We start from the raw sequence: 15,662 nt of genomic DNA, 5'->3' as shown, positions 1-15,662 counted from the left end.
CCCCTGGTGTCCCCGAAGGGGTCCGCCACGAACCGCGAGAATGTCAGATCCGCGCGACCCAGGTAGCCGCGCGCCAATTGCGGTCCCGCGACATACATTTCGCCCGCGACACCCACCGGCACCGGATGCAGGCGGTCGTCGAGCACGTATACGCGTAGGCCCGCGATGGCGCGGCCCACCACCGAACCGGTTGCGGCGGCGATGGTTTCGGCATCGAGCACGCGGTGCGAGACATGCACGGTGGTCTCGGTGATGCCGTACATGTTCACCAGCCGCGGCACGGTATCACCGTGGCGGGCGACCCAATCGGCCAGGCGACGCAGCTCCAGCGCCTCGCCGCCGAAGACGACGTACCGCAGCGCGAGCGCCGTGGCATTCGGCGCGGCATTGCGATCGGCCTCGGCCAGCTGATAGAAGGCCGACGGCGTCTGGTTGAGCACCGTAACCCGTTCGCGGCGCAACAGTTCCAGGAACTGCTCGGGCGAGCGGGAGGTGTAGTAGTCGACCACGACCAGCGTGCCGCCGTAGAGCAGCGGGCCCCACAGCTCCCACACCGAGAAGTCGAAGGCGAAGGAGTGGAACAGGGTCCACACATCGTCGGGCCCGAAGCCGAATTCGCGATCGGTATTGGCGAACAGCCGCACCACATTCCGGTGTGCGACCGCCACGCCCTTCGGGCGGCCCGTCGAGCCGGAGGTGTAGATGACGTAGGCGATGCTGTCGGGCGTCAGCGGTGCGCGCCGATCGGCATCGGTGATGGGACCCTCACCGGCGTCGACCAGATCGGGGGTCTCGATCCCGAAGCCGTCCATCGAGACCACGGGCAGATCCGCGCCCAGCTCGACCTCGCTGCCACCGTCCACGATCACGCTGGTGGGCTTGGAGTCCGAGAGCACATAGGCGATCCGGTCGGCCGGATAGGTCGGATCGATCGGCACGTATCCCGCACCGGACTTCACGACCGCGAGCAGTGCGACCACCAGATCCAGCGAGCGCGGCAGCACGACCGCGACCAGGCTCTCCGGGCCCGCACCCTCGGCGATCAGCTTGCGCGCCAACTGATTCGAGCGCTGATCGAGTTCGGCGTAGGTCAGCAGGTCTGTGCCGAACCGGACCGCGACGCGGTCGGCGTGCGCGGCCACCGCGGCGTCGAACAGATCCGACAGGGTGACCGTGCGATCGGCGAGAACACCGGAGCCGCCGTCGTTTCCGGACGACACCCAGCGCTGCGACACATCGAGCCGCTCGGCCTCGCCGAGCAGATCGAGATCGCCCACCACGACCGCCGGATCCTCGGTGATACCGCGCAGGATCCGCACCAGCCGATCGGAGAACGCGGCCACGGTCTCCGGATCGAACAGATCGGTGGCGTAATTCCAGGACAATGCCAGCCCGCCGTCGAGGGTCTCCCCGACGGTCAGCTGCACATCGAATTTGGCTGTGCCCTCGTCGAATTCGACGATATCGAGCGCCAGCCCGGGCAGCGTGATCCGGTTGGCGTCGCGCTGGCCGGCGGCCTGGAAGGTGAGCGCCACCTGGAACAGCGGATGATGCGCCTGCGAGCGGACCGGGCTGATGACATCCACCAGCCGCTCGAACGGCACATCGGCGTGTGCGAATGCGGCCAGATCGGTGCGGCGCACCTCGTCGAGCAGTTCGGTGAACAGCGTCTCCGGTCGCACCGGGGTGCGCAGCACGAGCGTGTTGACGAACATGCCGACGAGATCGTCGAGAGCACGCTCGCCGCGGCCCGCGATCGGGGTGCCGATGGCGATATCGGTGCTGCCGGACAATCGCGCCGCCCAGGTGGCCAGCGCGGCGTGCATGAGCATGAACAGCGTCACGCCGCGCGAGCGCGCCAAATCCGTGAGCGCGGAATGCAATTCGGCGTCGATCGAGAAGGCGTGCGTACCACCGCGATTGGTGGCCACCTCCGGCCGCGGCCGGTCGGCGGGCAGTTCGATCTGATCGGGCAGATCCCGCAGCTGGTCGCTCCAGTACGCGATCTGCCCGGCGGCCAGCGATTCCGGATCGTTCTCCGCGCCGAGCACTTCGCGCTGCCACAGCGCGAAGTCGGCGTACTGCACCGCCAGCGGCGCCCAGGCAGGGCTCTCGCCGCGGGTGCGCTCGGAGTAGGCGGCCACCACATCGCGCAGCAGCGGGCGCATCGAGAAGCCGTCGCCGCTGATGTGATGCATGACCAGCACCAGCACATGCTCGTCGGGGCCCAGCTCGAGCAGGTTCGCCCGGAACGGCAGTTCGCGGGTGACGTCGAAGTACACACCCACCAATGCCGCGATGCGCGAGGGCAATTCGGCCGCGGTGACCGGCTCGGGATGCAGTTCGACCGTCACCTCGGCCGCCGAAAGCACCCGCTGATAGCCGACGCCCTCGATCTCGGGGTAGATCGTGCGCAGCGTCTCGTGCCGTGCCACCACATCGCGGATGGTCGCGGTGAACGCCTCGAGGTCCAGCGCGCCGGACAGGCGCACCGCGACCGGGATGTTGTTGACCGCGGTGCGGTTGTCGAATCGGTTGAGGAACCACATCCGCTGCTGTGCGGGCGACAGCGGCACCCGCTCGGGCCGCGGGCGCACAGTCAGCGGCGTCCGGCCACCCTGTCCCGCCTGCGATTCCAGGCGCGCGGACAGCTCCGCCACCGTGGTGTTCTCGAACAGGGTGCGCACCGGCACCTCGGTATCGAGGGCCTCGCCGAGGCGGGCCACGACCTGCATGGCCACCAACGAGTTGCCGCCGAGTTCGAAGAAGTCGTCGTCCAGGCCCACGCGCGCCGCGCCGAGCACCTCGGCGATGGTGTCGGCGACGGCCTGCTCGACCGAGGTCGTCGGGGCGCGGAACACCTTGGCCGCGAAGGTCGGCGCGGGCAGCGCCCGGCGGTCCAGCTTGCCGGAGGCGTTGACGGGCAACGCGTCCAGCGTCACGAATGCGGCGGGCACCATGTACCGCGGCAACGCCCGTGCCAGAGCCGATTTCACCGCGTCGACATCGATCCCCGAGCCCAGTGTTTCCGGCATGCCCTCCGCCGGAACCAAGTAGGCCACCAACTGATCGCCGGTGCGCTCATCGGTGCGCACCACCACGACCGCCTGCGCGACCTCGTCCAGCGCGGTGAGCGCCGACTCGATCTCGCCGAGCTCGATGCGCAGACCGCGCAGCTTCACCTGGAAGTCGGTGCGGCCCAGGTACCGCAGCTCGCCCAGCTCGGTCCACATCACCAGGTCGCCGGTGCGGTACATGCGGGAGCCGATGTCATCTCCGCGGGCGCCGTTTTCATCTCCGCGGGCGCCGTTTTCATCTCCCGGGACCCCGAAGGGGTTGGCTACGAACCGCTCCGCGGTCGGACCCGGCCGCTCCACATAGCCGCGCGCCACCTGTGCGCCCGCCAGATACAGCTCACCCGGCACACCCACCGGAACCGGCCGCAGCCGCGAATCCAGCACGTAGACATGGGTATTGAAGACCGGCGCACCGATCGGCACCGTCACCGCGTCGGCGTCGGTCACCTCGTGCGCGGTCACCTGCACCGCGGTCTCGGTCGGACCGTAGAGGTTGTGGACCCGGGCCCCGAGCTCCGAACGCACCCGCTGGGCGAGCGATCCGGTCAAACCCTCGCCACCGGCGAAGACGAACCGCAGCGTATCGACCCGATTCGCCTGCGGCGCGGCCACGAACTGCGCCAGCAGCGACGGCACGAACTGCGCCACGGTGACCTGCTCCGCGGCGATCAACCGGGCAAGATAGGCCGGATCACGATGCCCGTCGGGCCGGGCCACGACCAGTCGCGCACCGACCTGCAAGGGCCAGAAGAACTCCCACACCGATGCGTCGAATGTCGCCGGGGTCTTCTGCAGCACGACGTCGTAGGCCGCGAGCCCGTACTGGGCGTGCATCCACACCAGCTGGTTCACGATCGCCCCGTGCGCGACGGCCACGCCCTTGGGGCGACCGGTCGAACCGGAGGTGAAGATCAGGTACGCGGTATTCGCCGCGCGCAGCGGCGCCCGGCGATCGGCATCGGTCAGCGGGGTGTCGGCGAATGCGGACAGATCCAGTTCGTCGATCCGAATCTGCGGGGCCGCGACGGATTCCAGATCGCCCTGGGAGGTGAGCACGAATTCCGGCCGGGCGGTGTCGAGGATGTAGGCGATGCGATCGGCCGGATGATCCGGATCCAGCGGCACATACGCGCCGCCCGCGGCGCTCACCGCGTAGATGCCGACCACCAGATCGATCGAGCGCCGCATGCCCAGGGCCACCGGCGTCTCGGGCCCGATGCCCTCGGCGATCAGCCAGCGCGCCAAACGCCGCACCCGGGCGGCGAATTCGGCATAGGACAGACTCGTCCCCTCGAACGTGACCGCGGCCGCGTCCGGGGTGCGGGCGACCTGTGCCTCGAACAGCGATACCAGGGTCGCTGCGGCGTCCTCGGACACCGTCGGCAGGGCCGCGTCGATCGGATATCCGGTCTCGTTCCACCGCTCGAGCACCAACGCCCGCTCGGCGTCGTCGAGCAGCGGCAGCTCACCGATGGTCGCGGCCGGATCGGCGGCGACGGCGGCGAGCACGCGCAGGAAGCGCTGGGCGAAGACGGTCGCGAAGCGGTCGTCGAAAAGGTCGGTGGCGAAGACCAGTTCGGCCTCCATCGCCGCGGCGTCGGCCTCCATCAGCGACAGCTGCAGATCGAATTTGGCCGTCTGCTGGTCGATTCCGAGTTCGGCGACGCTCAGGCCGGGCAGCTCCAGTTCGGTGCGCCCCAGGTTCTGGAACGACAGCATCACCTGGAACAGCGGATGCCGCGCCTGCGACCGCACCGGATTCAGCATCTCGACCAGCCGCTCGAACGGCACGTCGGCGTGTGCGAACGCGGCCAGATCCCGCTCGCGCACCTGCGCCAGCAGATCGGAGAACCGCTCGCCCTGTTCGACGTTCGCCCGCAGCACCAGCGTGTTGACGAACATGCCGACCAGATCGTCCAGCGACCGCTCGCCACGACCGGCGACCGGAATGCCGATGGCGATATCGTCGCTGCCGCTCAACCGCGACAGCAGCGCCGCGAAGGCGCCGTGCACCACCATGAACAGCGTGGCGCCCTGGGCGTGCGCGACCCGGTTCAGGGCCTCGATGGTCTCGCCCGGCACCCGGAAGCGGTGCGTCCCCGCACGATTCGAGGCGACCGCCGGACGCGGACGGGTCGACAGCCGCAGCTCGTCGGGCAGCTCGGCCAGCGCATCGTGCCAGTAGACCAGCTGCTGGGAGATCAGCGAACGCCGATCATCCTCCGGCCCCAGCACATCGCGCTGCCACAGCGCGTAATCGGCGTACTGCACCGGCAGCGGCGCCCAGCCCGGTTCGCTTCCGGCGGCGCGGGCGATATAGGCGGTGATCAGATCCCGCACCAACGGCCGCATCGAGAAGCCGTCGGTGGCGATGTGATGGACGACCACAACCAGCACATGCTCATCGGCGCTCAGGCGGTACAGCCGCAGCCGCGCCGGCGGCTCGTTCGTCACATCGAAGCCGAGTGCGACGAAATCCGCTGTCGCCGGGAACAATTCGTCCTCGGCGGCGTCGACGACCGCGAGCTCGGGAATGGCGCGGGTCGAGGGCAGCACCTTCTGGTACGCGACGCCCTCGTGCGAGGGATAGATCGTGCGCAGCGACTCGTGCCGGGCCACCACATCGGCGACCGCGCCGCGCAGCGCGTCCAGATCCAGTGCGCCGGTGAGCCGGACGGCCGCCGGAATGTTGTTGGCGGCCGATTCGGTGTCGAACCGGTTGAGGAACCACATCCGCTGCTGCGCCAGCGACAGCGGCGGATACTCCGGCCGCGGCCGGGCCGTGAGCGCCTGGCGCACACCGGATCCCGCATGCGATTCGACCCGCGCGGCCAGGGCCCCGACGGTCGGCGCCTCGAAGAGGGCCCGCACCCCGACCTCGGTGCTCAGCGCGGCGCTCAGCCGGGCGACCACCTGGGTGGCGACCAGCGAGTTGCCGCCCAGTTCGAAGAAGTCGTCATCCACGCCGACCCGTTCGACGCCGAGCAGATCGGCGAAGATCTCCGCCACGATCTCCTCGATCGGCGTCGACGGCGCCCGGAACTGCCGCGCCTCGAACACCGGAGCGGGCAACGCCTTTCGATCCAGCTTGCCCGACGCGTTCACCGGGAACGTGTCCAGCACGACCAGCGCGGCCGGGATCATGTACGCCGGAAGCGATTGTGCCAGTGCGGCCTTCACCGCATCGGTGTCGACGACCGCCGACGGCACGACATAGCCCACCAGCTGATCGCCCGCATGCGCATCGGTACGCACCACGACCACCGACTGCTCGATCCCCGGCTGCGCCAGCAGCGCCGCCTCGATCTCGCCGAGCTCGATCCGCAGACCGCGCAGCTTCACCTGGAAGTCGGTGCGGCCCAGATACTGCAGCTCACCCGCGGCGGTCCACATCACCAGGTCGCCGGTCCGGTACATCCGTGAGCCGGGCTCACCGAACGGCCCCGCCACGAAACGATCCGCCGACAGATCCGGCCGCCCGAGATAACCGCGAGCCAGCTGATCGCCCGCCAGATACAGCTCACCCGCGATACCCGGAGCGACCGGATGCAGGCGCGAATCCAGCACATAGACTCCGGTGTTCCACACCGGACGTCCGATGGGCACACCGGTGGTGTCGGAATCGACAACCTCGTGATAGGTCACGTCGACCGCGGCCTCGGTCGGGCCGTACAGGTTGTGCAGCCGCGCCCCGGTCAGCTCCCGCAGCCGCTGCGCGGTCGGCGCGGGCAGCGCCTCACCCGAGGCGAACACCTGCCGCAGCCGCATTTCCTCCGGCCCCGCGGCGCGCCCCTCTTCCTGCCCCTCGGCGCGCTCCTCTTCCTGTCCCTCGGCGCGCTCCTCTTGCTGTCCCCCGGCGCGCTCCTCTTCCTGTCCCCCGGCGCCGGAGGCGTCGAGGGCGGCCACGAACACCGAAAGCATCGACGGCACGAAATGCGCGGTCGTGATCCCCCGCTCCGCGATCACCTGAGCCAGATACACCGGATCCCGATGCCCGTCCGGCTTGGCGACCACCAGTCGCGCACCGGTCTGCAACGGCCAGAAGAACTCCCACACCGACACGTCGAACGTCGCCGGAGTCTTCTGCAGCACGGCATCGTCCGGACCGATCGGATACTCGTGCTGCATCCACAGCAGCCGGTTGACGATCGCGGCATGCTCGACGGCCACGCCCTTCGGGCGGCCGGTCGAACCGGAGGTGAAGATGACGTAGGCGGTATTGTCCGGCCGAATCGGCTGCGCCCGTTCGGCATCGGCGATCGGCGTCGCGTCGAATCCGTCCAGCGGCAGCGAATCCACCTCGAGCACCGGCACATTGCGGCCGATGACGAAGTCGTCGCGGCCGGTGGTGAGGATGGCGGCCGGACGCGCGATGTCGAGCACGTAGTCGATGCGGTCCGCGGGCTGATCCGGATCCAGCGGCACATAACCGCCGCCCGCCTCGAGCACCGCGTACATCGCGACGACCAGATCGATCGAACGCCGAATGGCCAGCGCCACCAGCGATTCCGAGCCCACCCCGTCGGCGATCAGCCGCCGCGCGAGCCGATGCACGCGCTCGGCGAATTCGGCGTAGGTGAGCTGCTCGTCCTCGAAGATCACCGCGACGGCGCCGGGAGTGGCCGCCGCCTGCTTCTCGAACAACGAGACCAGGTCCGGGCCTTCGCCGGGACCGAGAGGCAGGGAGTGGGCGGTCTCGTTCCACGCGAGGAGCACCCGGGACCGCTCGGCGGCGGTCATCAGGTCGATATCGCCGACCGACGCCTGGGGCGCCGCGGTGACCGCGGCCAGGATCAGGTCGAGGTGGCGCGCGAATGCGGCGACCGTCGGCTCGTCGAAAAGATCCAGCGCATAGGAGAATTCGGCCGACATGCCCGCGGCCTCACCGCGCGAGTCCTGTGCCTCCTGCAACGTCAGCTGCAGATCGAACTTGGCCAACCGGGCGTCGTACTCGATCCCGTTGACCCGCAGCCCCGGCAGCTCCAGCGTCGCCTGGCGCGTGTTCTGGAAGGTCAGCATGACCTGGAACAGCGGATGCCGCGACTGCGATCGCGCCGGATTGAGCACCTCGACCAGCCGCTCGAACGGCACATCCGCATGCGCGAACGCGTGCAGATCGGCGTCGCGCGACCGCGCGAGCAGATCCGCGAAGGTGGTGGCCCCGTCGACATTCGTGCGCAGCACGAGCGTGTTGACGAACATGCCGATCAGATCGTCCAGCGCCGCCTCGCCGCGCCCCGCGACCGGCGTGCCGATGGCGATATCACCGGTGCCCGACAGCCGAGCCAGCAGCACCGCCAACGCGCTGTGCATGACCATGAACAGCGAGGCATTGTGCTTGCGCCCCAACTCGATCAGCCGCCGCTGCGTCTCCGCGGAGATCACGAACGGATAGGTGCCGCCGCGATAGCTGGCCGCGGCGGGCCGCGGTCGATCCGAGGGCAGCACGAGTTCGTCGGGCAGATCGGCCAATTGGTCGGTCCAGTAGCGAATCTGGCTGGAGATCAACGAGTTCGAATCGTCCTCCGCGCCCAGCACCTCGCGCTGCCACAGCGCGTAATCGGCGTACTGCACCGGCAGCTCGGCCCACGCCGGCTGCTCCCAGGAGGTGCGCGCGGCGTAGGCGACCATCACATCGCGCGCCAGCGGCCCCATCGACCAGCCGTCGGCCGAGATGTGGTGCACCACCATGCCCAGCACGTACTCGGTCTCGCTGATCTCGAACAGCCGCGCGTGCAGCGGCACCTCGGAGGTCACATCGAAGGCCATCGACGCCAGCTCGATCAGATGATCGATCAGATTGTCCTCGGTGACCGGCACCGGCGTCAGGTCCGGAACGATCTGCGCCGCGTCCAGAACCACCTGCACCGGCCCGTCCCCGGTCTCCGGGAACACCGTGCGCAGCGATTCGTGCCGATCGATGACATCGATGACCGCCACCTGCAGCGCGGCCACATCGAGCTCACCGGACAGTCGGATGGCGACCGGGATGTTGTTGACCGCCGACCCGGTGTCGAACCGGTTGAGGAACCACATGCGCTGCTGCGCGAGCGACAGCGGCACCTGCTCGGGGCGCTCGCGCGCCACCAGCGCCTTGCGCGCGCCGTCACCGACATGCGATTCGATCCGCGCGGCCAGGGCGGCGACGGTGCTGGCCTCGAACAGCATTCGCACCGGCACGCGGGTGTCCAGTGCGGTGCCCAGGCGCGAGGAGACCTGGGTGGCGATCAGCGAGTTGCCGCCGAGTTCGAAGAAGTCGTCGTCGACGCCGACCCGGGCGACGCCGAGGACCTCACCGAAGATCTGGGCGACGATCTCCTCGATCGGCGTTGTCGGAGCGCGGAATTCGCGAACCTCGAACACCGGAGCCGGAAGCGCCCTGCGGTCGAGCTTGCCGGAAGCGTTGAGCGGCAAGGCTTCCAGCACCACGAACGCCGAGGGCACCATATAGGCGGGCAGCGTGCGGTGCAGGAACGCCTTCACGTTGTCCAGATCGACCGGACCCGGCGTGGTCACCAGATACGCGACGAGCTGATCGCCCGCGACGGTGTCGATGACCAGCACGACGGCCTGGTTCACGGCCGGATGCGCCAGCAGCGCGGTCTCGATCTCGCCGAGTTCGATGCGCTGACCGCGGAACTTGACCTGGAAATCGGTACGCCCGATGTACTCGAGGACACCCGCGGCGGTCCAGCGGACCAGGTCGCCGGTGCGGTACAACCGCCCTCCCTGGACCTGCTCCTCGTGCCCTTCCTGGACCTGCTCCGCGTGCCCTTCCTGGACCCCGAAGGGGTTGGCGACGAATCGTTCCGCGCTCAGATCCGGGCGGCCGTAGTATCCGCGTGCCACCTGCGCACCGCCCAGATACAGCTCACCGGGCACTCCGGCGGGCACCGGTTGCAGGCCCTCGTCGAGCACATACGCCTGCCCGTTGGCGACCGGGCGGCCGATCGGCACCGTGATCGGATGCGGATCGGTGATATGCGCGGCGGTGGCGTGGACGGTGAATTCGGTCGGGCCGTACAGGTTGTGGACCGCGGCGGTCGAGAACCGGCGGAACGCGACGACCGTCGCGGGCGGCAGTGCCTCACCCGCGACGAGAACCGCGCGCAGCGACAGGCATTCGGCCGCCGAGGCGCTGGAGGCGAACACCGACAGCATCGACGGCACGAACGAGGTCATGGTGACCCGGTGCCGTCCGACGATCTCCGACATGTACATCGGATCGCGATGCCCGTCGGGGGCGGCGATGACCATCCGCGCACCCACGACCAGCGTGCCGAACAGCTCCCACACCGAGACGTCGAAGGTGACCGGCGTCTTCTGCAGGATCACATCGGTGTCGTCGATGCCGTATTCGTCGGTGATCCAGGCGATCTGGTTGACCATCGCGGCATGGGAGATCGCCACGCCCTTGGGGCGGCCGGTCGAGCCGGAGGTGAACAGCACATACGCGGTATTGCTCGGCCGCAGCACCCCGCGGCGTTCGGCCGGATCGATCGGGGCGCCGGAGTACTCCGACAGCTCGAGCTGGTCGATTTCGAGCAGGTCGCGGTCGGTGCCGAGATCATCGGCATCGTGCGCGGTGGACAGCACGACCACCGGATCGGCGGTGTCGAGGATGTAGTGGATGCGCTCGGCCGGGTAATCCGGGTCGATCGGCACATATCCGCCGCCGGCGGCCATGGTCGCGTAGATCGCGACGAGCATGTCGACCGAGCGGCGAATACCGACCGCCACCAACGACTCCGGCCCCACGCCCTCGTCGATCAGCCTGCGCGCCAGGCGATTCACCCGCGCGGAGAACTCGCTGTAGGTCAGCTCGGTGAGCGGGCCGAACTCGCTGCCGGAACGCTCGCCCGGATCGAAGATCAGCGCCGTCGCGTGTGGACGCTGCCGGACCTGTTCGTCGAACAGCTCCAGAACCGTTACCGCCGAAGGCAGCTCACGGGCCGTGCGATTCCACCGCTCGAGCACCAGCGCGCGCTCGGTGTCATCGAGGATCTCGATCTCGCGCACCCGCGCCTGCGGGGCCGCGACCGCGGCCTCCAGCACACGCAGATACCGGCGGCCGAATTCGGTGACCGTGGCGGCGTCGAACAGGTCGGTCGCATACGACACGACCGCCGATACTCCGCGCGGTTCGCCACCGGCCCCGCGCTGCTCGGTCAGCGTCCACTGCAGGTCGAACTTGGCGATGTCGACCTCGAGCTCCTCGGCCGACACCGACAGCCCCGCCATCTCCATCGTGGCGTGGGACAGCTCCTGGAACGACAGCATCACCTGGAACAACGGATGCCGCGCCTGCGACCGGGTCGGGTTGAGCACCTCGACCAGCCGCTCGAACGGCACATCCGCATGCGCGAACGCCGCGAGATCGTTCTCCCGTGTGCGGGAAAGGAATTCGGCGAACGATTCGGCCCCGTCGACCCGCGACCGCAACACCAGGGTGTTGACGAACATGCCGATCAGATCGTCCAGCGCCTGCTCACCACGACCCGCCACCGGTGTACCGATCGCGATATCACTGGTCCCCGACAGTCGGGCCAGCAGCACCGCCAGCGCCGAATGCAGCACCATGAACAGCGACACACCCTGCGCCCGAGCCAAACCCGACAGCTCGGCATGGAGATCGGCATCGATATCGAACGCGATCCGGCTACCGTGGAAGCTCTGCACCGCCGGACGCTGACGATCCGCGGGCAGATCCAGCTGATCCGGCAGACCGGCCAAAGCGCCACGCCAGTAAGCGATCTCGCTCGCCGCCATCGATGCCGGATCGTCCTCGGACCCGAGCACCTGCCGCTGCCACAGGCTGAAATCGGTGTACTGCACCGGCAACGACCCCCATCCGGGAGCCTCACCGTTCGCGCGCGACAGATACGCCGCCGTCACATCACGAGCCAGTGGACCGAACGAGAACCCGTCCGCCGCAATGTGATGCACGACGAACGCGACCGCGTAATCCGCGCCGTGCCCATTGGATCCCGCGACCTGGAAGATCCGCACCCGGATCGGCAGCTCATGGGAGACATCGAAGCCGCGCGAGGCGAATTCGGCCAGCGCGGCGGGCAATTCGGCCGTCGAGATCGGCGCCACCTCGACGCCGAGGTCGACCTGATCCATCGGCAGCACCCGCTGGAAGCCGCCGTCACCGGATTCGGGGAAGATCGTGCGCAGCGATTCCTGCCGCCGCACCACATCCATCAACGCCGTGGTCAAGGCGTCGATATCGACCCGGCCCCGCAACCGCACCACGAACGGGAGGTTATAGGTAGGCACACTCGGATCGAACTGGTTGATGAACCACATCCGCTGCTGCGCCAACGACAACGGCACCCGCTCGGGGCGGCGCTGGGCGACCAGCGGCGGACGCGAGACGTCCGCGGGAGTGGCGGCCTCGGCCCGTGCCGCGATTCCGGCCACGGTCGGGGTCTCGAACAGCGTCCGCACACCCAGCCGGATCCCGAACGCCGCGGAGATCCGCGCCACCACCTGGGTGGCGACCAGCGAGTTGCCGCCCAGATCGAAGAAGTTGTCGTCGATGCCGACCCGTTCCTGGCTCAGCACATCGGCGAAGATCCCGGCGACGATCTCCTCGGGCTGCGTCCGCGGCGCGCGGTATCCGGCCGCGTCCGCGCTGAACACCGGATCCGGCAACGCCTTCCGATCCAGCTTGCCGGAGGTGTTGAGCGGGAACGCATTCAACACCATGACCGACGCGGGCACCATATAGCTGGGCAGCTTCTCCGCGACGAACCGCGTCAACTCGACCGGATCCACCGAATGTCCCGGCACGGGAACGACATACGCGACCAGCTGCTGACCGGTGGCGGTGTCCATCACCAGCACCACGGCCTGACTGACCGCCGGATACGCGAGCAGATCGGTCTCGATCTCGCCCAGCTCGATCCGCTGACCACGGAACTTGACCTGGAAGTCCGTGCGCCCGATGTACTCCAGCGCACCGGCGGAGTTCCAGCGCACCAGGTCACCGGTGCGATACATGCGAGAGCCGATTCCGCCCTCTTCTTGTTCTTGCCCGCCCTCTTCTTGTTCTTGGACCCCGAAGGGGTTCGCGACGAACCGATCCGAGGTCAGATCTGCCCGGCCCCGGTACCCCCGCGCAAGTTGACGACCCGCCAGATACAGCTCACCCGCGGCGCCGACCGCGACCGGCCGCAACCGCGAATCCAGCACATAGACTTCGACATTCCACTCCGGCACACCGATCGGCACCGTCGTGGCGTCCGCCGCGGTGGCCTCCCAGGAGGTCACCGACACCGCGGCCTCGGTCGGACCGTACAGGTTGTGCAGACCCGCACCGGTGATGGCGCGGAATCCGGCGGCCGTCTCGGGCGGCAGCGCCTCACCGATCACGAACACCGCACGCAGCGAGACACACTGAGCGGCGGTGGCATGCGAGACGAATACCGTCAACATCGAGGGCACGAAATCGGTCACCGTCACCCGATGCCGAGCGATCGTCTCCGCGACATAGATCGGATCCCGATGCCCATCGGGACTCGCCACGATCAGCTTCGCGCCGACCATCAACGGCAGGAAGTACCCCCACAACGACACGTCGAATGTGGTCGCGGTCTTCTGCAGGTAGACATCATCACTGGTCAGCCCGTATTCATCGAGCATCCACAGCTGCTGGTTGACGATCGCGTGATGGGTGACGGCAACGCCCTTCGGGCGGCCGGTGGAACCCGAGGTGTAGATGACATACGCGGTGTTATCGGCCCGCAACGGCGCGCTGCGATCGGCATCGGTCACCGGCTCCGCGGAGAATCCGGACATGTCGAGCGAGTCGATCTCGACCCGCCGCACCGCTTCCGGCAGCTCCAGCTCGTCCGTTGATACGATGAGAACACAAACAGGAGAAGCGGATTCGAGAATGTAGGCGGTGCGATCCGCCGGATGATCCGGATCGATCGGCACATACGCGCCACCGGCCTTCAGCACCGCGTGCATACCGACGACCAGATCCAGCGAACGCCGCATCCCCAGCGCCACAAGCGATTCCGGCCCGACGCCATCGGCGATCAGGTAGCGTGCGAGTCTGTTGACCCGCGCACCGAACTCCGCATACGTCAGGGACTCGCCCTCGAACTCGAGCGCGACACTCCCGGGGCTGCGCGCGATCTGCGCATCCAGCAGTGCCGACAACGTGGTCGTCGGCACCGCATGCCCGGAGTCGTTCCACGCCGCCAGCGTCCGATCCAGCTCGGCCCGGGTGGTGATCGGCAGATCCCACGCCGCCTGGTCCGCCGCCGCGCTCAGGAACCGATCGAAGAACTCCAGGAATCGCGAATGATGCTGCTGCGCTTCGGTTTCGGAATACAGGTTCGGATTGGTCTCGAAGTCGATCCGCGCCCGCGCGCCGCCCTCGGACTGATAGAAGTTGACGCCGAGATCCTCGATGGCGCCCGTCGAAAGCACATGCAGCTTACCGACATTCGCACCCAGCACGAGCTCGTCGTGGAACAACATGATGTTCACCCACGGCCCGAAGAACTCCTTGGTGACCGTGCCGCCCGCGGCGCTGTCGCGCCGAATGTCCTCATGCCGATACCGCTGATGCCGCAGCGCGCCCGACACCTCGATCTGCACGGCCTTCAACAGCTCGGCGACCGTCGTATCGAAGCCGACCCGCAGGCGCAGCGGCACGATATTCGACGACGCACCGCCGGAGCGACGCATGACGGCGGTGGTGCGCGCGGTCACCGGCAGGCTGAGGATGACATCCTCGCTACCGGTCCACTGCGCCAGATATGCGGCGAACGCCGCGATGAGCAGACCCGCCGGCGACGAATCATGCCGCCGCACGGCCTCGTCCAGCACGGCATTGCGATCATCGGACAGCGCGGCGGTGACGACACCGTTCAGGGGTGCGGGCGCGGCATTGCGGCCGGTGAGGCTGCTGCCCTCCTCGAGCCCGGCGACCCGCTGCGCCCAGTAGGTCTTATCGGTCTGGAAGCGCGTGCTCTCGCGGTAGGTCAGCTCGGATTCGACCAGCGCGCTCAGATCGGCGGCCTTGGACGGCGTCGGCTCGGCGCCCGACAGATACGCCGTGTACAGCTCCGCGATGCGGTTCATGTTGGTCATCGCGCCGAAACCGTCGAGCGCGATGTGATGGGCCCGGCTGTACCAGTACCAGTGGTCGTCCGCGAGGCGCAGGGCCGCGACCTTGATCAACCGATCGGTCGTCAGGTCCAGCGGGCGGCCGTACTCCGCGCGCATCCACTCGTCCGCGGCCGCGCGCGGATCCGCTTCCTCGCGCAGGTCGACGTAGACGACCTTGTCGTAATCGGCGATGGCGTGATCGACGTACTGCAGGGGCTCACCGTCGCGCTCGACGATGCGCAGGAAGCCCGAACCCAGTTCGTGCGAGGCGTCGATACTGGCACGCTCGAGCACCTCGACGTCCAGCTCGCCACGCAGATCCACGTACTGGGCGATGGTGATCGGCACCTGCGGATCCAGATGCTGGGCATACCAGATACCGAGCTGCGCCGGAGACAGCGGGAAGAGGTCCTCCCCCGATTCGCCGTTTCCGCCGAAATCCAGCCGGTTCAA

At 68.3% G+C, this 15,662-nt stretch carries 1 protein-coding gene (cut by a window edge); it reads right to left on the bottom strand.

Going from position 1 to position 15,662, the window contains the following annotated elements; translation table 11 throughout:
* Positions 1-15,662 carry the 5' end (the start) of a non-ribosomal peptide synthase/polyketide synthase gene (locus tag ACIA76_RS25565; RefSeq protein WP_397154831.1) on the bottom strand. Its footprint begins 28,270 nt before the window's first position, so only the first 15,662 of its 43,932 coding nucleotides appear in the window; its start codon is at positions 15,660-15,662; its stop codon lies beyond the left edge, outside the window.

This window comes from Nocardia sp. NPDC051570 (assembly GCF_044454005.1).
Taxonomy (GTDB): Bacteria; Actinomycetota; Actinomycetes; order Mycobacteriales; family Mycobacteriaceae; genus Nocardia.
This window is presented reverse-complemented; position numbering and strand designations above follow the sequence as displayed.